18 protein-coding genes and 1 tRNA gene are annotated in these 22,583 nt (G+C 56.3%); 12 read left to right on the plus strand and 7 right to left on the minus strand.

What is annotated here, in order from left to right:
- Positions 1-65: 65 nt before the first annotated feature.
- Together HV355_RS07520 and HV355_RS07525 are read left to right on the plus strand one after the other, a co-directional pair.
- Positions 66-779: a DUF554 domain-containing protein gene (locus HV355_RS07520; RefSeq protein WP_108416254.1), complete on the plus strand. Its 714-nt coding sequence runs from the start codon at positions 66-68 to the stop codon at positions 777-779.
- A 95-nt stretch (positions 780-874) separates the two neighbouring features.
- A tRNA-Phe gene (locus HV355_RS07525) sits at positions 875-950 on the plus strand.
- Between the two features lie 155 nt (positions 951-1,105).
- Here the strand turns inward: HV355_RS07525 and HV355_RS07530 are convergent.
- The 4 genes from HV355_RS07530 to HV355_RS07545 all read right to left on the minus strand — a co-directional run bounded on the left by HV355_RS07530 (position 1,106) and on the right by HV355_RS07545 (position 4,411).
- On the minus strand, positions 1,106-1,597 hold the full coding sequence (locus HV355_RS07530; protein ID WP_182401496.1) for a GNAT family N-acetyltransferase: 492 nt from the start codon (positions 1,595-1,597) through the stop codon (positions 1,106-1,108).
- A complete protein-coding gene (locus tag HV355_RS07535) occupies positions 1,594-1,887 on the minus strand; it encodes a DUF1778 domain-containing protein (RefSeq protein WP_042713858.1) in 294 nt (97 codons plus the stop codon). Before HV355_RS07535 ends, HV355_RS07530 begins: the two co-directional genes overlap by 4 nt.
- A gap of 101 nt (positions 1,888-1,988) precedes the next feature.
- Positions 1,989-3,782 (minus strand): hybrid sensor histidine kinase/response regulator, encoded by a 1,794-nt coding sequence (locus HV355_RS07540; RefSeq protein ID WP_182401498.1) that lies wholly within the window; start codon positions 3,780-3,782, stop codon positions 1,989-1,991.
- Positions 3,779-4,411, minus strand: coding sequence for a response regulator transcription factor (locus tag HV355_RS07545; protein WP_120158645.1), 633 nt, complete (start codon positions 4,409-4,411; stop codon positions 3,779-3,781). The genes HV355_RS07540 and HV355_RS07545 overlap by 4 nt, the downstream gene beginning before the upstream one ends.
- A gap of 175 nt (positions 4,412-4,586) precedes the next feature.
- Between HV355_RS07545 and HV355_RS07550 the strand changes: the two genes are divergently transcribed.
- Both HV355_RS07550 and HV355_RS07555 read left to right on the plus strand, forming a co-directional pair.
- On the plus strand, positions 4,587-4,901 hold the full coding sequence (locus HV355_RS07550; protein WP_010435531.1) for a lipoprotein: 315 nt from the start codon (positions 4,587-4,589) through the stop codon (positions 4,899-4,901).
- 114 nt (positions 4,902-5,015) lie between these two features.
- Complete coding sequence (locus tag HV355_RS07555; RefSeq protein WP_182401500.1) at positions 5,016-8,003, plus strand: autotransporter domain-containing protein; 2,988 nt, start codon at positions 5,016-5,018, stop codon at positions 8,001-8,003.
- Between the two features lie 61 nt (positions 8,004-8,064).
- Here the strand turns inward: HV355_RS07555 and HV355_RS07560 are convergent, their stop codons facing one another.
- Positions 8,065-8,592, minus strand: a complete 528-nt coding sequence (locus tag HV355_RS07560; protein ID WP_010435537.1) for a helix-turn-helix domain-containing protein — start codon at positions 8,590-8,592, stop codon at positions 8,065-8,067.
- 672 nt (positions 8,593-9,264) lie between these two features.
- On the opposite strand from HV355_RS07560, the gene pgaA reads away from it, so the two are divergent.
- The 4 genes from pgaA to pgaD are packed head-to-tail and all read left to right on the plus strand — an operon-like array spanning position 9,265 to position 15,401.
- Entirely contained in the window at positions 9,265-11,703 is a 2,439-nt protein-coding gene (pgaA, locus tag HV355_RS07565; RefSeq protein WP_182401502.1) for a poly-beta-1,6 N-acetyl-D-glucosamine export porin PgaA, read from the plus strand.
- An 8-nt stretch (positions 11,704-11,711) separates the two neighbouring features.
- The gene (gene pgaB, locus HV355_RS07570) at positions 11,712-13,649 is read left to right on the plus strand and encodes a poly-beta-1,6-N-acetyl-D-glucosamine N-deacetylase PgaB (RefSeq protein ID WP_182401504.1); all 1,938 of its coding nucleotides are present in this window, start codon (positions 11,712-11,714) and stop codon (positions 13,647-13,649) included.
- Positions 13,642-14,973 carry a poly-beta-1,6-N-acetyl-D-glucosamine synthase gene (gene pgaC / locus HV355_RS07575; RefSeq protein WP_182401506.1) on the plus strand — a complete coding sequence of 444 codons (1,332 nt, stop codon included), beginning with the start codon at positions 13,642-13,644 and terminating at the stop codon, positions 14,971-14,973. Before pgaB ends, pgaC begins: the two co-directional genes overlap by 8 nt.
- Entirely contained in the window at positions 14,970-15,401 is a 432-nt protein-coding gene (gene pgaD / locus HV355_RS07580; RefSeq protein WP_182401508.1) for a poly-beta-1,6-N-acetyl-D-glucosamine biosynthesis protein PgaD, read from the plus strand. The genes pgaC and pgaD overlap by 4 nt, the downstream gene beginning before the upstream one ends.
- Before the next feature lie 52 nt (positions 15,402-15,453).
- Here pgaD and gss read toward each other — a convergent pair whose 3' ends face one another.
- A complete protein-coding gene (gene gss, locus HV355_RS07585; RefSeq protein ID WP_120158640.1) occupies positions 15,454-17,316 on the minus strand; it encodes a bifunctional glutathionylspermidine amidase/synthase in 1,863 nt (620 codons plus the stop codon).
- A 183-nt stretch (positions 17,317-17,499) separates the two neighbouring features.
- Between gss and yghU the strand changes: the two genes are divergently transcribed.
- The 3 genes from yghU to fucR all read left to right on the plus strand — a co-directional run bounded on the left by yghU (position 17,500) and on the right by fucR (position 19,709).
- Positions 17,500-18,366: a glutathione-dependent disulfide-bond oxidoreductase gene (gene yghU / locus HV355_RS07590; RefSeq protein WP_010435563.1), complete on the plus strand. Its 867-nt coding sequence runs from the start codon at positions 17,500-17,502 to the stop codon at positions 18,364-18,366.
- Between the two features lie 160 nt (positions 18,367-18,526).
- On the plus strand, positions 18,527-18,859 hold the full coding sequence (locus HV355_RS07595; protein WP_042717804.1) for a glycine zipper domain-containing protein: 333 nt from the start codon (positions 18,527-18,529) through the stop codon (positions 18,857-18,859).
- Between the two features lie 133 nt (positions 18,860-18,992).
- Positions 18,993-19,709, plus strand: coding sequence for an L-fucose operon activator (fucR, locus tag HV355_RS07600; protein ID WP_182401510.1), 717 nt, complete (start codon positions 18,993-18,995; stop codon positions 19,707-19,709).
- Positions 19,710-19,746: 37 nt separating this feature from the next.
- Here fucR and HV355_RS07605 read toward each other — a convergent pair whose 3' ends face one another.
- Positions 19,747-21,291: a methyl-accepting chemotaxis protein gene (locus tag HV355_RS07605; protein ID WP_182401512.1), complete on the minus strand. Its 1,545-nt coding sequence runs from the start codon at positions 21,289-21,291 to the stop codon at positions 19,747-19,749.
- Positions 21,292-21,521: 230 nt separating this feature from the next.
- On the opposite strand from HV355_RS07605, the gene HV355_RS07610 reads away from it, so the two are divergent.
- Positions 21,522-22,562, plus strand: coding sequence for an aldo/keto reductase (locus HV355_RS07610; protein ID WP_182401514.1), 1,041 nt, complete (start codon positions 21,522-21,524; stop codon positions 22,560-22,562).
- Positions 22,563-22,583 lie beyond the last annotated feature (21 nt).

Raw genomic sequence — 22,583 nt, forward strand, 5'->3', positions numbered from 1 at the left:
AGCGTGATGCAGCGTTGTCGTGTCATAATCATGCAATACCAATGATTAAGTAACAGGAGTTAACGGTGGTAATTGGACCCTTTATCAACGCCGGTGCCGTATTGTTAGGCGGCGTACTCGGCGCAGTGTTAAGCCAGCGGTTGCCGGAACGTATTCGCACCTCGATGCCCTCCATATTTGGCCTGGCCTCGTTAGGCATCGGCATCCTTTTGGTGATCAAATGCGCCAACCTGCCCGTCATGGTGCTCGCGACCCTGCTCGGCGCGCTCATTGGTGAATTTTGCTACCTGGAAAAAGGCATCAATAATGCGGTAGGCAAAGCCAAAAACCTGATTGCCCGCCCGGGCAAGGCGAAACACGGCACCCATGAGTCGTTTATTCAAAACTATGTCGCGATAATTATTCTGTTTTGCGCCAGCGGCACCGGGATTTTCGGTTCGATGCAGGAGGGGATGACGGGTGACCCAAGCATATTGATTGCGAAGGCGTTTCTTGATTTCTTTACGGCCACTATTTTTGCCACCACGCTCGGCATTGCCGTTGCCGCGATTTGCGTGCCGATGCTGCTGATCCAGCTGGCGCTTGCCACCTGCGCCACGCTGATCCTGCCCCTGACGACACCTGCGATGATGGCGGACTTCACCGCGGTTGGCGGCCTGCTGCTGCTGGCGACAGGGTTGCGTATCTGCGGAATCAAGATGTTTGCCGTGGTGAACATGCTGCCCGCGTTGCTGCTCGCCATGCCGCTCTCCGCGCTCTGGACGCACTTTTTCGCTTAAGAGTGCGGCGAAATGGTGAGAGATTGCGCAGTCTGTAACGAAAACAACATTTTTCGTTGACGGCAGGGGACAGATCGGGTTTAATGCGCCCCGTTGCCCGGATAGCTCAGTCGGTAGAGCAGGGGATTGAAAATCCCCGTGTCCTTGGTTCGATTCCGAGTCCGGGCACCACTATTTAAAGAAACCAGCCTTAGGGCTGGTTTTTTGCTTTCTGGGGCAGGTCAATTGAAATTTCCCAGTATTTATCACCCCGATGCAGCATCCCTCTTCCGCGAGTATTTTTATCTAAGTACATTAGTTAAAGCGGAAGGATAGAAATATAATTGCTAAATACTCTCCACCAAATCCCCCAGCGTCACCATCAACATCATCGGGTCCATCGGTGATGGCTCAAACCCCACCCGCAGATAAAATTCCCGCGCTTCATCCGACAGGGCATGAACCAGCATTCCGCGGATGCCGATGGTCTCGGCCACCTGGATCACCCTCAGCCCGGCGTCGCGTACCAGCGCCCGACCAACGCCCTGCCCATGAAGAGACTGATCTACCGCCAGGCGTCCCAGCACTACAACAGGGATGGGATCGGGCATATTGCGACGAAAGCGGCCGGGTGCGGTATTCGTTGTGACCGCGCTGGACGCCAGCGAGTAATAAGCCAGTACGTTAGAATCGCTGCCACAACACACAAAGGTACGGGATGCACCACTGGCCTGATTCTTCATCGCCCGCTGCTTGAGCCAGTTATCCATCGAATCTACCCCACAGCAAAATGGAGTAAGAATATGCCCTGCGCGAAGGGGCTCTGGGGCAGAGATCATTTTTCCCGCTCCCACGGCGCAGGGGTCTGCATAGTTTTACGCAGTGCGGCATTAGGTGCTGGAGCCTGATCCAGACGAGCCAGAAATTCCTGATAAGCCTCTGGATCGGCCATTATGATGCGTTGTTCGATCAGTGCCTCTTCCGCAGCAGCGCGGGCTGCTTCCAGCACGAAGTCAGTGCGGTTTTTCCCTCTCGCTTTCGCCGCCCGATCGATAAGATCTCGCTCGGCAGGCCTGATGCGCAGGTTAAGGGTTTCGCGTTTCACCGCCATAGTGTTTGCAGCTGGCATGGTGTTGTCCTCCTCTGTTCAATGGATATTAAGTATACAACACGCGTAACGCAGATGTCATTACGACGATTAAAAAGGAACCGAACCGAAAGGACTTCAACTTATTTATATCCACGACATCCCGACCACTGCGTCAGCAGCGCATACAATTTAGCGGGCTCCAGAGGCTTACGCAGCACCAGGTATCCTTCCTGCTCTGCCTCCAGCAGAACCGGTGAATTAAATTCGCCGCTGACTATCGCGCCGCTCATATCCGGCAGACGTTCAAAAAGCGCTTTAAGAACGTCGAAGCCGCTTTCGCCGGATCGCAGGCGCTGGTCGCACAGCACAGCGAACGGCGTGAAGCCGTCGTCGATAATAGCGAACGCTTCTTCAGCGGAGGCCGCGCAGCGCACGTTGATTCCCCATACGCTCATCAGGCTCTCCCAGGCAGACGTCACCAGCGGGTCGTCATCGACGACCAGGCAGGAACCGTGCAGCGGTGCATAGCGTACCGGCGTGGCGGTGCTATCACAGGCGGGTGGAGTGTCCAGCGCGATGTCTTCGCCAGCATATTGAGTGAAGCGCATCCAGAAGCGTGAGCCTTTACCCTCAATGGATTGCATCCCGTACTTCACCTTCATCAGCTTGGCACAACGGGCCACTACGGCCAGTCCCAGCCCGTGTCCGGCGCTGTCTATCTTCCATGCCAGCTCAGGGCGATAGTAAGGTGAGAAGATTTTACCTTTCTCGTCATCGGCGATACCGACACCCGTATCCCACACCTCTACCATACACTCCTCACCGCGTGGTCGGATGGCGACCAGTACGCCCCCCTGTAGCGTGTAGCGAAGGGCGTTTTGAATCAGGTTAATCAGGGATTGTCGCACCAGCAGCGGATCGCCTGTCACGTAGATGCGGCGTTTGGGTCGACGGGTAGACAGCCGCAGGGCACGGCTGTTGGCCTCTTCGCGAAACAGCGTGATCACCGAGTCAAGCAGAGCACCGATATCCACTTTGGTCGGGGCAGAAAGGACATTCCCGGATTCAATTTTGCTGAGATCGAGCAGAGAGTTGAGCATTAAATGTACCGAACGAACGCTCTGCTGCAGGTCAAGGAGTTGCGGCGTCAGGCTATCGTCCCGGTTTCGGTGGAGAATGGCTTCGATGAGAAAACCCATGGCGTGCACGGGCTGGCGCAGATCGTGGCTGGCGGTTGTCAGAAACTGATTTTTATCCAGCAGTGCCTGCTCCGCGTCCTCTTTGGCCTGACGAAACTGTTCCGCCAGGCGCGAGCTTTTTTCCTCAAGAAGCGCTTGCTGTATAAAGAACGCGTGTGACGTTAATGCATGGCGGTAAATCGCGAAGCCGTAAAGCAGATTCAGCATGAGCACGATGAACATCAACTCATCCAGCCGCCAGATAATGCCGAGGTTCAGCACCCCCCAGGAGGCGAAGAAAAAGCGCGTAAAGGTGCTGATGACCGGCGTCAGATGTGTCGCATTGGCGGCGACGATAGCGGCGATGCTGATATTAAGGAGCAGGAAAAAGTCAAAGTTCTGCGTCTGCGGGGTAATTAAATAGAGTGATGAAATGCCCAGCCCGTGAATAAAGGCGATATTATTAATACGCGGAAGCCAGCGTCGCAGCACGTCCTTTTCAATATTGTCTTTCGCTTCGCGCTGATAGCGTCGATGCAATATTCGTATCGCCACTGCACATAGCAGATAAATGGTTATCCAGGTAATCGTTGGGCCAAGGTCATCCCCAAGCATATAAATCCAGATGGCGAAAGGGATCCCGACAAAGGGCACTGCGCTAAAGCTAAACACCAGCCGCAGAAAGGTGTTGTTTAGCAAACGGATCTGCGCCGGAGGAGAGATACCCTCGTTCTGTAAGCTCTGGAAAAACCTCATTCCGACGGTTCCTGCTTGCCATGCAGAAGCGTGATGGCCTCTACCCTGCTGTTAACACCTATCTTTTTCAATATATTGCTGATGTGTTCTTTGACCGTGGGCTCAGAAATTGAAAGCTGCGCGGCGATTCTTTTATTTGGCAGGCCACGCATAATCATATTTAACACATCTATTTGCCGCGGCGTTAAGTTAAATTTACTTAACTTATCATTATTCGACTGAACGGAAATTTCGCTTCCATCAGGGAACCAGGTCAAATTATTAGTGAGTGCGAAAACGGCCTGTGAGAACATTTCAGGCGGTTCGCTTTTCAATACAAAACCGTGCCCCCCGGCGGCATGAACTTTCCGCCAGAGATCATTATTGTCATCCCCGCTGACCACCAGGAGCCGTATCTGTGGGTAAAGGTGTTTCACTTCTTTGAGTAATTTCAATGCCGTTCCGGACGAGAGCCAAAAATCGATTACCAGCAAACGTGGCGGACCATTATCCCTAATTTGACGGTAGCAATCGTCTTCATTCGTCACCACATACGCCTGCTTAAATTGGCAATGTGTAATCAGATAATTGGCGATGCCGCTAGCTACCAATGGATGGTCATCAACGACCAACGCATAATTCTGTCCCAAAGGGTCCTCCTTTAACCTTCGCATATCTGAGAGTACAGATGAATTATTTTCTACCCACCCTACTTTAGGAGGGTTTTTTCGATTAGGAAAGGGAAATATATTATTCGCTGATTTGAGTAAATGAAAACATAAATACAATCAGTGAAATTAACTGATTGGATATCAAGGATAATTTATGAAAAAACCTCTCGTCTTTTTAACCGTTACGTTGATGCTAACCGGTTGTTCCACTCTGAAAACCGATCAGGCTATTCCACTCCTGCAGGCGGAGACCGCTAAAATGCTGGGGCTGGGCTCATCGGATGAAATAACCGTGACCAATGTTAATGGTGCCCAGCCGGACGCACTGGGTGGACAAAAGCTCTCTTATCGCGCCACGACGGAAAAAGGGCGTATTTTCGATTGCTCATCAATGATGATGCCGGGGATTTTAGGATCCGCACCGACACTTAGCGCGCCAACCTGTACCCCTGTCGTCACTCATAAATAATTAACTTCAAATCAAAAGGCGTACATAAATAACGCCTTTTATATTTTCTGACGTATCTGAGTTTTCATAAAAACGATTTTCCAGACATCACGCTAATGAGTACGGAGATAGCCCGTGAATAACTCTACATCGCATGCTTTAGCGGTTAAGACGCCGCTTTCCAGACTTTACCTCGCTCTATTTTCCGCGCCGCTGTTACTGCTTTCACCTGCCGATTTCGCACGTGCAGCCGATGCAATTTTTGATGGCGACGCGCGTATTACCGAAACGCTGGGTTACACCGGAGATGTTTACGTTGGACGTAATCAACGCGGAAACCTGCTGATCGATAATGGCAAAATCACCGCCTATAACATCAATATCGGTCGACTGTTCGACGGCCAAATTTATGAAAGCGTGGTCACGGTTCGTGGGCCAAACGCTGAGCTTAACGCGGTGAACGATCGGTACGTCCTGCGCGGTGACCTTAATCTTGGCCTCGGCACCCTGCGTGTCGAAGAGGGCGCGCTGGCGAGCGCGAAGGAGATCGTTGTCGGCACCACCCGCGGCTACGACAGCCACCTTATCGCCACGGGTGCCGGTTCTCGCGTGACCAGTAATTTTCTCAGCGTAGGCACCGATCTGGGGGCACGCTCCACGCTGGCGATTGAAGACGGCGCGGCGCTCAGCACTGCCTACGATGCGCGCATTGGCAATGGTACCGGGCCGGGTGAAACCGACACGCTGAGCCCGAAAGCCACCGTCACGGGGAGCGGCTCACAGTGGAATGTTGGCCGTACATTGACGCTTTATGGCGACCTGGACGTGCTGAACGGTGGAACGGTTAACGTTGGCGGCGCGCAGGTGGCGGGCGTCTCCGGGGCGGGTAAAACCGCCGAGCTGGTTATTGCGGGCAAAGACTCGCGCTTTACCAGCGGCAGCAGCGTGAGCGTGGGCGATTATGGCAATGGCGTGCTGTCTGTGATTGACGGCGGTTCATTTTCCGCTGGCAGCAATACGCTGATCGTGGGGACTTCGGGTTCCGGTTCGAACCGGGGTGCACTCATCATCGGCAGCCGCGGCAACATGGACACCGGCACGGGTTTAACTGAGCCAACGCTTGGCACCGCGGGCGGCGCGGGTACGCTCGATGCGAATACGGCAATCAGCCTGCGCGGCGGGCTGTTCGGCAGCTATGTCTACTTCAACCATACCGACGGAAATTACGTCTTCAGCAACACGATGAGCGGTGAAGGTGATGTGATCAATACCTCCGGGCAGACAACGCTTAACGGCGATCTTTCAGCCCTGCAGGCGAACGTGACCGCGCGCGGTGGCAAAGTCATTATTGCCAGCAATATCAACACCCAGCCAGAAGACGATATTTTTGATATTCAGACCCTTAGCGCCGAGAACGGCGGAACGCTGATCCTCAACGCGACGGCGGGATCCGACGTTAGCAACGGGCTGGGCTACAGTAGCGCCGCGTCAATCAAAGCCGGCGGCACGCTGGGAGGGAACGGCACGCTGGGCCAGACCGAGATCCTGTCCGGCGGGCATATCTCGCCCGGTGACGGCAATATCGGTACGTTGACGCTGAAACGCTATCTGAACTTTATCGGCGAATCCTTCTATGATGTTGATATCGCCGGAGATGGTCGCAGCGACCAGCTGCTGGTATCGGGCAAAACCACCATCAGCAATCAGGCTCAGGTACAGGTCACCGCGCTGGATCCGCAAACCAGCTACAAAACGGGTCAAAGCTATCGCATTTTAACCTCCGACGGGGGAATTGACGGTCAGTTCGCGGGGGCGATCTCCAAATCTGCCTTCCTGGACGTGGCGCTCAAGCAGGGCACCAACGCCGTTGATCTGACCATCGCCCAAAAAGAGACCGGCGGCGAGAATCCGGGAGGTGAAAACCCGGGAGGTGAAAACCCGGGAGGCGAAAACCCGGGCGGTGAGAATCCTGGCGGTGAAAACCCGGGCAGCGGCAAGCCGGGCATTTTCCAGACCGTGGCCAAAAGCAGCAACCAGTGGAATACCGCCGGTGCGCTCTCTACGCTGACGCAAAGCGGCCCGTCGCTGGCGCTGTACAACTCGCTGCTGGTGCTGAGCGCGCCGGAAGCGCGCGAGGCGTTCAACCAGCTGTCCGGTGAAGTTTATCCGTCAATGCAGTCCAACCTGATCGCGGGCAGCACGCAGGTGTTTAACGTATTAAACCAGCGTATGCAGCGCGCGTTTGATAACGACAGCCTGCCGATACCACCGTTAGCGATGTCGCTGGTGCAGCAGCCGGAGCCGCAAAATAACGGCGTCTGGGGTCAGACCTTCAGTTCATGGAGCCGAAACAACGGCGACGGTAACGTGGGCAAGCTGGACGGCAATACCACCGGCTTCCTGCTGGGGGCAGATCGCAAGCTGGCGGATCATAACGTGCGTGTCGGTGGCTACTTCGGCTACAGCCGCGGTGATTACGACGTCGATAGCCGTCGTTCCTCAACGGATACCGACAACTACCATCTTGGCCTGTATGCAGCGGGTCAACAGGATGCGTTCTCCCTGCGCGGCGCGCTGGGTTATACCTGGCACAAAATCGAAGGCGAGCGCACTGTTGATTTCAGCGGCTTCTCGGATCGTCTGAAGTCGGATTACGACGCCAACTCGCTGCTGGCGTTCACCGAAGCGGGCTACCGTTTCGGCCAGCCTGATATGAATATTGAGCCGTTCGTCAATTTATCGTACGTCCGACTGCATACCGACAGTTTCAGGGAAGACGGCGGTGCCGCCGCGCTGAGCGTACGTAACGAAACGATGAACACCTTCTATTCCACCCTCGGGGTGCGCGGTGTGACCGAGCTACCGAAGAACGTTAACCTCTACGGTTCATTGGGCTGGCAGCACGCCTATGGCGATAAGAACACCTCTTCGCGCATGGCGTTTGCGGGCAGCGACACGTTCATTACTCAGGGTCAGGCCGTGGATGAGGACGTGATGGTGGGTGATATCGGCGTGAGCGTACAGCTGTCGCGAGCGGCGACGCTGGATGTGGGTTATCAGGGGCAATATGGTGCGGATACCCGCGTCAACTCGGTTAACGCGAATCTGCGCTGGTCGTTCTGAATTATTGCTATTAAACGAACCCGCCCTTGTGGCGGGTTCTTGCTTTTGGGCACTCAGGAACTTAGGGATCGTTCCCACCTGCGTCCAGCAGTTTGTTTTTAAAGATAAACAAACACGCCTCGTTGAAGTTCTCCACTCCCAGGCGTTCCGAGAGCGTCGTTCGTTTGCGATAGAGGCTTTTCACCGACGTGTTCAGCTCCTCGGCAATGGCTTCCATCGACATCCCTGCCCTCAGCAACCGCAGCATGATCGCTTCGTGCGTGCCAGGCCGTAAATTCAGTAGCCACCTCGTGGTCAGGCGTCTGCCCTTCATATTAAGAATCAGATTAAACAGCGAGGCCATATCCGGCGCGGTGAGCGATGTGTTCATAAATAACTTCATACTGAGCAGATTCTCCTCGCGGTGTCGCATATCAAGCATAACGCAGCAGATTGTTTTTTTCGTTCTGGCCGGATGGCGTATCAGGTAATCATATAAACGGAGCGGAGCACGGCTATCAATCAACACAGAATATTCATCTGCACCGTTATCAAATATGTTTCTGTCAATCTTGTCGAGCAGGATAATATCCGGAAAAAAAATCCGCATCCCCCTCACAAGGTAGCGATCCTGAGTCACTAACACTATTGAAGTTGCCACTAACCATCCCTTTTAGATTAAAGCAAGAACGATCCTTCAGAAAGAAGGCCGCCTTCGTTTTATAGCGCTGTTATTTTAACGATAAATGTATTCTGGCTTTGGATATCCCTCAATACAGACATTGATGAGAAAGACTTCCTGTAGACTATCATTCAATGCCTGCCATTAATTATAAATAAAAAACAATCGCAGAAAAGTCACTTCTCTAAACATTAAGAATTTTTGTCATGAAACTTCCCAAATATGTACCAGAAAGTACTTTAATTGACACAGCAAAACCGCATAAAAAATATATAACAGGCTGTCACAATAAAAATAAAACAAATAACTTTCAATGAGTTACAAATAAACCATCAATTCAATAAAAACGTTAAAAACCGCTCGATACAGAATTATCTCAAAACGATAAACCCGCTTTTCAACATATTTATCAGGCAACATATCAGGTGTACATTAGCTTTCACCCAATCCCCTGAGATAAGGATCCATAATTACCTTTAGGTAAGTATCCCACGACATCACTGCATTTAGATTTAATGTTCTCATTTATGGCCTTTAACGCTGAGTTTAAAGGCGGCCGTGTTATGCAATGGATTCACGATAAACAAATGGCAAATAGATATGGAAAGATCGCTTCGCTTCAATACGTTATTCTTTTATCGCACCCCAACATTATTGTTCCTGTTATTCCTCTTTCCTGTTCTGGCTCAGGCGACTGAATCCGTTTATGAGCAACAGATTCAACAGGCGCGTAACGGTAATTACACGCCGTTTCTCGATTATCTTCAGCGTTATCAGCAGCAGCATGCCCTGACACCTGAACACGTTGCGGACTGGTTACAGGTGGCAGCCTGGGCGGGTCATGATGACGAGGTTATTCAGGTCTGGCAGCGTTACGGCATTTATATGCCGCTGCCTGCCCGCGGCGTTGCTGCCGTCGCGCAATCCAGGCGAAATCAAAAAGCGTGGCAGCCAGCCCTGGCGCTCTGGAAAGAGGCGCGTAGCCTTGCGCCGGATAACGACGATTATCGTATCGGCTATATAAAAACCCTGGCCGATGCCCGCATGGATACGCTTGCCCTGCAGGAAGCCCGACGGCTGGTGGCGGAAAATCCCTCTCAGGCGCATCTTCAGACGCTCTCCTATGTCTGGTTACGCCAGGGGAAAAGCTGGGATCGGCTTCTGGCAGACACGCGCGCGCTGAATATCGCACCGGAGAATAAAGCGCTCCTCAGCGAGCTGATCGACGCGCTAACGGATAGCCGGGTGAATACCCCCGCGCTCCAGCTTTCACAAAAGGTGGCGCTGTCCCCCGCGGAGCGTCGACGTCTTGAGCGCAATGCCGCCGCCGAACGGGTTCGCCTTGCCGATGTGCCTGGCAGAACAGAAAAGGAACGCCTGCAGCTTGCGCAATCCGCGCTGAATCGTTACGACACCCTGCTTGCTCGCTGGCAAAACGAGCCGCAGGCGGCGGAAGACGTCGTCCTTGCGCGTATCGACAGGCTTGGCGCGCTGTACGCCCATGCTGATTACCCAAAGGTGATAAGCGAATATCAGGATCTTACGGCAGCCCAGCATCCGGTGCCGGGCTGGGCAATTGGCTGGGTCATCTCCGCGTATCTGCAGGAGAAAAACGCGGCCGCCGCCTTCGCGCTTCTGCAACGCTATCCGCAATATGCTTCCGACCCAGAGGACGAGGAGCACGCGCTTTTTTACGCCTGGCTGGATACGGGCCAGTACCAGGCCGCCCGCCAGTACGTTGAGCGCCAGACCCGCGACGTCCCCTGGACCCGTTACGATTTCGGCTCCCCTACCCCTCAGCCGAACGACAGGTGGCTTACCGGGCAGTCGCTCCGTTTTAACTATTTGCTGGCGACGAATGCCCTGCCGGAAGCCGAAACGCTGGCGCACCGTCTGGCGGCAACGGCGCCGGGCAATCAGGGGCTACAGATTGACTACGCCACCCTGCTTCAGGCGCGGGGTCTGCCACGCGCGGCCGAGCAAAAGCTGAAAACGGCGGAGGCGCTGGAGCCGTCCAATACAGAGCTAGAGCAACAGCAGGCCTACGTCGCGATGGACCTGCAGGCGTGGCGACAGATGGATTTACTGGCCGACGACGTGCTGGCTCGCGCACCCGCCGACCGCAGCGCCAGGCGTCTCGACAGGCTCCGAACGGTCCACCACATGTCCGAACTGCGCCTCAACGCGGGCAAGGGCTTGCACTCAGATAACCCCGTCAGCGGGACACACGACCTGAACTGGGACGCCACGCTCTATGGCCCACCCGTAGCGGATAGCTGGCGGCTGTTTGCAGGTGCCCGCTACGCGCAGAGTCATTTCGATGAGGGCAAAGGTGCCAGCCGTCACCTTTTGGGCGGCGTCGAATGGCGGCCACGCGACTTGCAGCTCGAGGCCGAACTCTCCAGCAACCGCTATCACGGTGAAAACAAGCCGGGCGCTCGCCTCTCAACGACGTACTTTGCGACCGATCGCTGGCAGGTCAGCGGCAGCCTTGAGCGCCTGTCGCGCACTACGCCCCTTCGGGCGTTACGCAACGGAATTAGCGCCAACCGGGGTGAAGGCGGGGTGCGCTGGTACCAAAACGAGCGGCGCGAGTACCAGTTCAGCGCCGCCCTCAGCCGCTTCTCCGATCATAACCGTCGCCAGGAATACACCCTCACGGGTAAGGAGCGTCTCTGGCAGACCCCGTCCCTGACGCTGGATCTCGAACCGGGGATCGCCGCCAGTAAAAACAGCCTGCAGGACACGCTCTATTACAACCCGGCGCGGGATCTGTCCGTGACGGCTGCCCTGGCCGTTGACCATGAGATGTATCGCCATTACGACACCCTCTGGAGCCAGCAGTTCGTGGCGGGAGGCGGCAGCTACTGGCAGAAAAATCAGTCCGCTGGCGCCATCGCCCTGCTGGGTTACGGGCAACGCGTTCAGTGGAACAACGTTATTGATACCGGCGTGATGCTGAACTGGGATAAGCGCCCTTACGACGGCAAACGCGAGAGCAACCTCTCCGTCACGTTTGACGCGACTTTACGCTTTTAAGGATGAATATGCTGAACACACGTTTTTCCGTGAGCCTGATACTCCTCGGCTGGCTCTGCCTTAGCGCGAGCGTCTGCGCGCAGGCGATCTCGTTCATTGCGCCCAAAGCGCGGCCGCAGCTGGAGGCAAGTAAACCCTGGCCGAAGAACCAGTTTCTGGTCCTGGCCTATCACGACGTAGAAGATGATGCCGCCGACCAGCGCTACCTCTCCGTTCGCACCAGCGCGTTAAACGAGCAGATAAGCTGGCTTCTGCACAACGGCTATCACGCCATCAGCGTGCAGGACATTCTCGATGCGCATGACGGGAAAAAAACGCTGCCGCCAAAGGCCGTTCTGCTCAGCTTTGACGACGGTTACAGCAGCTTCTACACCCGCGTCTGGCCGCTGCTTCAGGCGTGGAACGTCCCTGCGCTGTGGGCGCCGGTGGGCAGCTGGGTCGATACGCCAGCGAATCAAAAGGTGAATTTTGGCGGCCTGATGACGCCCCGCGATCGCTTCGCAACGTGGGACATGGTGCGCGAGCTCAGCCAGTCACCGCTGATTGAGATCGGATCGCATACCTGGGCCTCGCATTACGGCATTCCGGCCAACCCGCAGGGCAGCCGGGAACCGGCGATCGCCAACCGCTTTTATGACAAAGCAACGGGCCGCTATGAAACCGACCAGCAGTTCAACCAGCGGATCGGCGATGACGTTCGCAAAGTGACTGAAAAAATCACGCAGGTGACGGGCAAAGCGCCGCGCGCCTGGGTCTGGCCCTACGGCGCCGCTAACGGGACGTCGCTCGCTATCGCCAGACAACAGGGTTATCAGTTGGCCTTTACCCTTGAGGACGGGCTGGGGAATGTGCAGGATCTGGGCAACATCCCCCGCCTGCTGATCGCCGGAAATCCCTCGCTCAAGGCGTTTGCCAGTACGGTCAGCCAGGTTCAGGAGCGCGATCCCGTGCGCGTCATGCACGTCGATCTCGACTACGTTTACGATCCCGACCCGGCCCAGCAGACCCAAAACATCAACAGGCTGATCCAGCGGGTCTATGACATGAAAATCAGCCATGTTTTCCTGCAGGCGTTTGCCGACCCGCAGGGCGACGGCAGGATCACGGCGCTCTATTTCCCGAACCGTCGTTTGCCGGTTCGGGCCGATCTCTTTAATTTTGTCGCCTGGCAGCTACAAACCCGCGCGGGGGTAAAAGTCTTCGCGTGGATGCCGGTGCTCTCGTTCGATCTCGATCCTTCCCTGCCGCGCATGCAGCGCCGGGATCGTCAAACCGGCCAGCTGCGCGAAGCCACCGAGCCCTATATCCGGCTCTCCCCGTGGGACCCGCAGGTGCGCCAGCAGGTCACGGACATCTATGAAGATCTGGCACGCTATGCCAGCTTCAACGGGATTTTGTTCCATGACGATGCGGTGCTGACGGACGTGGACGATGCCGGACAGGACACGACTCGCCAGAAGAGCCAGCGGCTTATCGGCTTTACCCGCACTCTGAGCCAGGCAGTGAAAAACATCCGCGGCCCGCAGATAAAAACTGCCCGCAACATGTTCGCCTTACCCATTCTGCAGCCCGAAAGCGAGGCGTGGTTTGCGCAGAATCTTGATGATTTTCTGGCGGAGTATGACTGGACGGTACCGATGGCCATGCCGCTGATGGAGTCCGTCCCGGCAGACGAGAGCGATGCCTGGCTGACGCGTCTGGTTAACGTGGTCGCCGCGCGCCCCGGCGCGCTCGATAAAACGATTTTTGAGCTGCAGGCCAGGGACTGGAACCAGAAGCCGCAGCGCGCCGTTGCCGATAGCCAGCTTGCGCAGTGGATGCACGTGCTCCAGCTGAACGGCGTCAAAAATTACGGTTACTACCCCGACGACTTCCTCAACAACCAACCTGATATCTCACGCATCAGGCCTGAATTTTCTTCGTACTGGTACCCTGACAATGACTGATCGCATTATCGCATTCTCTATTTTATGTCTGGTATTCGGGTTGCCGTTGGGCGTGGCCGCCCTCTTTACCGGCGAACTGATTCTGGATTTTGTGTTCTTCTGGCCGCTGTTCATGTCGGTACTCTGGATAACCGGCGGCCTCTATTTCTGGTATCAGCTTGAACGCCACTGGTCGTGGGATAAAAACACGCCTGCCCCGACGCTCGCCGGTGAGCCGCTCATCTCCATTCTTATCCCCTGCTTCAACGAGGGACGAAATGCGCGGGAGACCATCAGCGCTGCGCTGGAGCAGCGGTATGAAAATATCGAAGTTATCGCCATCAACGACGGCTCGTCTGACAACACCGCTGAGGTGCTGCAGGCGCTGGCGCAGGAACAGCCGCGCCTGCGGGTGATTAACCTCGCGGAGAACCAGGGGAAAGCGCTGGCGCTCAAAGCCGGGGCAGCGGCGGCGAGGGGCGATCTGCTGGTCTGCATTGACGGCGACGCCCTGCTCGATCGCGATACCGCGGCGTATCTGGTGGCCCCGCTGATTCAGTACCCCCACGTCGGCGCGGTGACCGGGAACCCGCGCATTCGCACGCGCTCCACGCTGATTGGCCGCATTCAGGTGGGGGAGTTCTCCTCCATCATTGGGCTCATTAAGCGGACACAGCGGATCTATGGCCGGGTCTTTACCGTCTCCGGTGTCATCGCCGCCTTTCGCCGACAGGCGCTGGCTGACGTCGGGTACTGGAGCCCGGACATGATCACCGAAGACATCGACATCAGCTGGAAGCTCCAGCTACGCCACTGGGATATCTTTTTTGAGCCGCGAGCGCTGTGCTGGATCCTGATGCCGGAGACGCTGAAGGGCCTGTGGAAGCAGCGTCTGCGCTGGGCCCAGGGCGGCGCGGAGGTGTTTCTGGTCAACCTTCGCAGGATTGTGCGCTGGGAGCATCACCGCATGTGGCCCCTGTTTATGGAGTACGCGCTGTCAACGCTGTGGGCCTTCGCGTACGCGATGACGGTGCTGCTGTTCATCATCAGCCAGGTCGCGCCCATTCCACCCAACCTGACCGTGGAGAGCCTTTTTCCACCGGAGTTTACCGGGCTGCTACTGGGGGTGATGTGCCTGCTGCAGTTTCTGGTCAGCCTGTACATCGAGCGGCGCTATGAACGAAGAGTGGCCAGCTCGCTTTTCTGGGTGATCTGGTTCCCGATGGTGTACTGGATGATTGGCCTGTTCACCACCCTCGTCGCATTTCCAAAAGTCATGCTTAAACGTCAGCGCGCCCGCGCGCGCTGGATCAGTCCTGACCGGGGAAAAGGAAGCCTTCAATGAACGAAAATACCTTAATTTTGACCGAGCATCGTCTCTTGCCACGTCTTTTCGATGCCGCGTTAACGCTGGTGGCGTGGGGAGGCTTTCTGTTTTTCCTGTATGCCCGGCTCTGGATGCAGCTCACGGATGAGAGCGACCACCGCTGGGGCGTCATTATTGCGTCCTTTAATACGGTGTTGATCTATTTACTGTTCGCCGCGCTCAACGGCTGGCTGCTGATTTTGTGGTATCAGTACAACCGCCGCCGCGCCCACGTGAGGCGGCGTCAGCCGGGCTATTTTCACCAGGAGGAGCTGGCCCGCAGCTTTAATGTCTCACCGCAGATCATCTCCGAGATGAGCCAGTACAACCTGCTGACGGTCTATCATGACCAGATTGGCCGCATCATCGATCTGAAGATCAACGGGCTGGAAGAGGAAGAACAGTAACGAAAAGCCCCCGCAGAATGCCCTGCGGGGGCTTTTTTACTGCGGGTAAGAGCTACTTATCTTTAACCACAATCAGCGGCTCGATATCACTCTCTTTCTTCACCACCAGCGAGTCATCGCCGCGCAGGCAGGTTCCGCCGTAGTTCCCGCCCACGGTGAAGGTGCAGACCTGAATGTACTTGCCGTCGACCTTCGGCAGGCACCACAGCTGCTGGTAGATGTTTTTACGATCGACAAACTTGCCGCTGGATTTATCCAGCAGTTCGTCCTGGGCGCTAATCAGGTCGATATTGCTGCCGCAGCGTCCGGCAATCGGCTTGACGGCATAGCCGGTCTGCTTCAGCAGATCGTTAACCTCAAAATCGGTGTCGAGCAGGTAACGGTGGTTCGGGAACAGCTGCCAAAGGACCGGGAGAATCGCTTTGTTGCCGGGAATGACGGTCCACAGCGGTTCAAAGACCAGCACCTCCGGGCGCAGCAGGACGTCAATCAGGCGCACCTCGCCTTCAGGATGTCCGGTGCGGATCGGCACGGCGGCGTATTCGGTTTCGCTGACCTCGCGGATCTGCTCTATCGCCGTTTCCCACGCCCAGGTTTTCCACACGCAGTTGACGTGGCGACCTTCGTCGTCAATCAGCTGTCCGGCGGCATCCCAGCTGAGCGCCCCCAGCCCGTGCAGGATTTTGGTTTCAAACCCGGCCTGCATCAGCGAACGCTGGATAAAGAGCGCGTGATAGTCCTCTTCGACATCATTGTCCTGCATGATGTGGACAAACGGCCGCGCGTGGCTGTGCTTCCATGCGCCGGTCAGCTCTTCCAGCAGCCCTTCCGCCGGGTTATGCCCGTTGCCGCGATAGCCGTTTTTGACCCACTCTTCGAGGATCAGCCCGCCTTCCGTGTGACAGGACGCGGAGTCCGCGTTGTACTCGTAAACCTTAATGCCGCGCTCATCCATGCAGAAATCCATACGACCGGTGATCATATGGTGGCGGCGCCACTGCCAGGAGAGGCGCAGGCGCGGCCAGAGGATTTTCGGGATGTCGAAAAGCGCCAGCAGGCTGTCGTCTTTCAGCACCTTGTCCGTCGCGTGCAGGTACATCAGGTGCAGTTCGTTGGTGGCCTTGATCAGCTCCTGCTCGGCGCTTTCGGTAATGGTAAAGTACTGGCAGGGATCTTTGTTGATCACATGGCCGTTGGCGCGGATATATGCCTGCTGCAGCGCGTCATTTTCGTTAAGCCATTTTCCGTCGAACTGACGTTTGTTTTTCAGCCGCGCGCCGCTGATTTTCAGCAGTTCGCCGTCGATTTCCGGCTGGGGAATGCTGTGTTCCGTGTCGTCGGTCTGGATCATCCAGCCGAGGATCTCCGTGTCGTTGAAGGTGTCATGGATGGTATAACACCCGTTCTCCACGCTCAGACGCAGCTCGCGCGTCCACTGCTGCCCGAGCGGCAGCGGGGAGTGAATCACGTTCTGCTCCGCAATACGCACCTTATCGTCGAGAAGCTGGGTGATCACCGCCACGTGGCCGGTTTCGTGAAACTCGCCGCCCTTTTGCCAGATCAGCAGCGCCCCGGCGCGCGGCGCGCGTTTCGAACCGTTGGCAAAGGCCTGAAGGGGCAGAATGTTATCGTTCACCACCTGGCGCAAAAAGCGCAGGGAGAAGATTTCCCACGCCATGCCGACGTCGGTAAACACAAAGCCATAGTTGAGGAACAGGAAACGGCGGGCAAACTCAACGCACTGCCACTTGTGGCCCATGTATTCGTTGCCGATATAGCTGCGAAAATCTGCGTCTTCCGGGTATTTTCGCGGGTCCAGACTGCCGTAATTTGAAGAGTAAATCGCCACGCCACCGGGCGCATAGCCTAACAATGTCCCGAATGGCGCATCACTGCTTAACTTTCCTTTACGCATGTATCCAACCTAAAACAGGCAGGCGGCAATTTTTTTAAGGGTTGTCGTCGTCTGCACGTTGTAATTAACCTGACAGAGGAACGTTTATCATACACCTCCCCTGACCATTGCGCTCACATCGTTAAACGGTCGGTTCATCTCCTGCTAAACTCCCTCAACACATCACTAAAAAGGCAGGCCAACATGTCAGACAACACGTATCAGCCACCAAAAGTATGGGAATGGAATAAGAACGGCGGTGGCGCGTTCGCCAATATTAACCGCCCGATCTCCGGCGCGACGCATGAGAAGGATTTGCCCGTAGGCTCTCACCCACTGCAGCTCTACTCTTTGGGAACACCGAACGGCCAGAAAGTGACGATCATGCTCGAAGAGCTGCTGGCGCTGGGCGTGACGGGCGCGGAGTACGACGCGTGGTTGATCCGCATCGGCGAGGGCGATCAGTTCTCCAGCGGGTTTGTCGACGTGAACCCGAACTCGAAAATCCCGGCGCTGCGTGACCACTCTACAAACCCACCCACGCGCGTATTTGAATCCGGCAATATCCTGCTTTACCTGGCAGAGAAATTCGGTCACTTCCTGCCGAAAGATCCGGCGGGACGCACCGAGACGCTGAACTGGCTGTTCTGGCTCCAGGGCGCGGCGCCGTTCCTCGGCGGCGGCTTTGGTCACTTCTACAACTACGCACCGGTGAAGATTGAGTACGCGATTGACCGCTTCACCATGGAAGCCAAGCGCCTGTTCGACGTGCTGGATAAACAGCTGGCGCGCGGTCGTTACGTGGCGGGCGAGGAGTACACCATCGCGGATATCGCCATCTGGCCATGGTTCGGCTGCGTGGCGCTGGGCAGCGTTTATAACGCCGCCGAATTCCTGGATGCAGAGAAGTACACTCACGTGCAGCGCTGGGCGAAAGACGTGGCGAATCGCCATGCCGTTAAGCGCGGACGCATCGTTAACCGCACCAGCGGCGAGCTGAACGAGCAGCTCCACGAACGCCACGCGGCGAGCGACTTCGAGACGAATACGGAAGATAAGCGTCAGGCCTGACGCTCTGCCGGGCGGGCCACCGCCCGGTAACAACGATCCTTGCCCGGGGCATGATTAGCTTAAAGGTTGAGCCGGTATTACTGGCACTATTCGCCCTCTTTTCTCACGCCTGGCTGTGAGAAGCGAAGTATCAACCAACAGCTATTACAAAGGATCTGTTATGAAATTCATCAAAACAGCGCTGGTTATCAGCACCCTCATTATTTCTACCTCGGGTATGGCGATGGACAAAACTGCCGCTGGCGCCGTTGCCGGTGCCGCAATTGGCGCAGCTACGGGCAAAGACCTGAAATCCACAGTAGGCGGCGCGGTCGTTGGTGCGGGTACGGGTGCCATGTTTAAAAACGGTGAAAAAGGCAAAGATGCGCGTAAGGGCGGTGCCGTGGGCGCAGTCGTTGGGGCGGGTACAGCAGCAGTGACGGGCAATAGCGTACTGAAAGGTGCAGCCGTTGGCGCAGGCGCTGGCGCGCTGATTGGTGAAGCCACGCACTGATAATTTACGCCGGGCGCTACGGTGCTTGCCCGGCGTTCTCGCGCTTTATATCCCCTCGTTTTTCAACGGCATATTTACAAGTCCCGATAAACTAGCAAGAATCATTTTTATTTCTATCAGAATGGGCTGACGCATGAAGCTGACCCGACAGCAGAACATTCTTGAACTGCTGGGCTGCTGCGACTGGCTAACCACTGACGCACTGGCAGAAAAACTCGCCGTCAGCAGGGAGACGATCCGTCGCGATCTGAATGCTCTTCAGCAGCAGGGTAAGATCCTGCGCCAGCACGGCCGCGCGCGGCTTATCCATCCGAACAGCCGCGACAGCGGAGAGCCGTTTGGCGCGCGCTTAAAAAGCCATTACGCCGATAAAGTCGATATCGCCCGTCACGCGCTGGACTGGATCAGCGAAGGGATGACCATCGCCCTCGATGCCAGTTCGACCTGCTTTCACCTGGCGCGCCAGCTCCCGGATATCGAACTCACCGTCTTTACCAATAGCCTGCCGATCTGTCATGAGATGGCAAAACGCGAGCGGATCACGCTTATCTGCTCCGGCGGCACGCTTGATCGCAAGTATCGCTGCTACGTCAATCCGGCGCTGCTTACACAGCTTAAAGGGCTGGAGATTGACCTGTTTATCTTCTCCTGCGAAGGCGTTGATGAGCAGGGCACGCTGTGGGATCCGGTGGAGCATAACGCGGTCTTTAAATCACTGCTGTTAAGCCGCGCAGGCCAGTCGCTGCTGCTGATTGATAAAAGCAAATTCCAGCGGTCAAGTGAGGTAAGGATAGGCCAACTGTCACAGGTGACGCAGGTGATTCAGCGGGATCGTCTTTCAGGGGGATAAGGGGTCAGGCCGCGACAGGCGACCCGACCCGATAAGGTTATGCGGTGAGGCGGAATTTTTGCACCGAGCGCTGAAGCTCTTCAGTCTGGCGCTCCAGGGCTGCGGCAGCGGCAGAGACCTGCTCCACCAGCGAGGCGTTCTGTTGGGTGACGCCATCCATCTGGGTGATAGCGATGCCCACCTGAGAAATGCCCTTGCTTTGCTCTTCTGAGGCAGACGCAATTTGCTTCATGATGGTCGTCACCTCGGTCACGTCGCGCAGAATCGCTTCCATCGTCGTGCCGGTGTCGTTCACCAGCTGCGCGCCCTGCTCGACGCGGGAAACGGAGTCCGCGATCAGCCCTTCAATCTCTTTTGCGGCATTGGCGCTGCGGCTGGCCAGATTACGCACTTCACCCGCAACCACGGCGAAGCCACGCCCCTGTTCCCCTGCGCGCGCTGCCTCAACCGCTGCGTTGAGCGCCAGAATATTGGTCTGGAACGCAATGCTGTTAATCACGGTGGTAATTTCCGCGATCTTCTTCGAACTGTCAGAAATACCGCTCATGGTGGTGACCACGTCTTCTACCAGCGAACCGCCACGGCTGGCGGTCGTCGAAGCCACGTCCGCCAGCTCGCTGGCCTGACGTGCGCTTTCGGCGTTCAGTTTTACCGTCGCCGTAAGCTGCTCCATACTCGCGGCGGTCTCTTCCAGCGCGGCGGCCTGCTCTTCCGTACGGGACGAAAGATCGTTGTTCCCGCTGGAGATCTCCGTCGCGCCGCGCCAGATATTTTCGCTGCCGGAGCGGATGGTGCTGACCGCTTCACGCAGGCTGTCCTGCATGGCGCTCAGTAAGGGAACCAGCTGTCCCACGCAGTTGCGGCCAAACGGCTCTATCGGCTGGCTGAGATCGCCCTGGGCAATCTGGCGGAACTGCTGGCGAATACGAGCCAACGGTTTCACCAGCATCGCCACCAGGTAACGGTCGGTGAAAAGCAGGATCAGCAGGCCAATAATCGTGGCGACGATAATCACCGTGCGGGTCATGCTGGTCAGGCCGTCCACCACCACGCGGGTGCTGTCGAGCGACTTCGCGGCGGCGTTGTTAAAGTTCTCCGCCGCGGCACCAAAAGCGCGGCTCAGCGGTGGCGTGACGTTGTTGGCCTGCTGACGATAGCCGTCCAGCGACTGCTTAGCCTGCTGCATCTGCGGGGTTACGCCCTGATCGAGCAGCGCCTGCCAGCTGCTAATGACCTGAGCAGAAACCTGTTCGTCCATGGGACCGGGGGAGATGGCCTTCATTTCGGTCAGCTTCTTACTCATGTTATCCAGCGCCTGTTGGGCAGAGGCCAGGTCCGGCGTGCCGCCTGCGGCTTTGACGTCCATTGCGCGGCTCAAACGGGTGACGAATCGGAAATACTGATCGTTACCCTGACTGAGTATCGTCATCTGTTTGACCAGCTGCCGATCCACTTCGTTACCATCAGAAACGCGAGACAGTGACCAGGTGCTGTATAGCCCAACCCCCGCCCACATTAAACAAAAGATCCCAAGAATCGTCAGCATGACGAAGCGGATCGTGAAATTACGGAGCATATTCATAAATCTTCCTTGCCGAGAGGGTGAGCTCGCCCAGAGGCGAGTACTACTCTCGTTATCGGCAGGGAGCGCGGAAATTATAACCTTTTGTGATTATTTTTAATTAGTGTGGCTTCACAGGTCACACAGCTGCCGTTAACCATTATGCCCACGCTTAGTGATGTAATGGGTGATGTGATAAGTTCAGAATGAAAACGCTGTTTCGAAAATTCATCGATAAGAAAGGAGACATCATGTCCTGGCACCCTTACACCGGCCGCTATGAGAATATGCAGTACCGCTACTGCGGGAAAAGTGGCCTGCGTCTGCCCGCGCTGTCACTGGGACTGTGGCATAGCTTCGGTCACGTCCAGCCGCTGGATGCCCAGCGGGCGCTGTTGCATAAAGCTTTCGACCTCGGCATCACCCATTTTGATCTCGCTAATAACTACGGGCCACCGGCGGGCAGCGCCGAGGAGAATTTTGGCCGCATCCTGCGCGAAGATTTTGCCGCGTATCGCGACGAGCTGATTATCTCCACCAAAGCGGGCTACGACATGTGGCCGGGGCCGTATGGTTCCGGCGGTTCACGTAAATATCTGCTCGCCAGTCTCGACCAAAGCCTGAAGCGTATGGGCGTGGAGTATGTGGATATTTTCTATTCCCACCGCGTGGATGAAAACACGCCAATGGAAGAGACGGCCTCAGCGCTGGCGCACGCCGTACAGAGCGGCAAAGCGCTGTATGTGGGCATCTCCTCCTACTCAACCGAGCGCACGCAGAAAATGGCCGAGCTGCTGCGCGAGTGGAAAATCCCGCTGCTGATCCACCAGCCGTCTTACAACTTGCTTAACCGCTGGGTCGACAAGACCGGTTTGCTGGATGCGCTTGAAGAAAACGGGACGGGCTGTATCGCCTTCACCCCACTGGCGCAGGGTCTGCTGACCGGGAAATACCTGAACGGAATTCCTGAAGGTTCACGCATGCAGCGCGAAGGCAAAAAGGTGCGCGGCCTGACGGAAAAAATGCTGACCGAAGCCAACCTGAACAGCCTGCGCCTGCTGAATGAAATGGCGCATGCGCGTGGGCAAACCATGGCGCAGATGGCGTTGAGCTGGCTGCTCAAAGATGAACGCGTGACGTCGGTGCTGATAGGTGCGAGCCGTCCGGAACAGCTGGAGGAGAACGTTCAGGCGCTGGAAAACCTGCGCTTTACGGAGGACGAACTCAAGCGGATTGACCAGCATGTGGCGGATGGGGAGTTGAATCTGTGGCAGGCGTCGTCGGATAAATAGTGCGGTCTGATGCCCTCTCCC

Origin of the sequence: Enterobacter sp. RHBSTW-01064, assembly GCF_014103035.1 — a bacterium.
In the GTDB taxonomy this organism is placed as follows: domain Bacteria; phylum Pseudomonadota; class Gammaproteobacteria; order Enterobacterales; family Enterobacteriaceae; genus Enterobacter; species Enterobacter mori.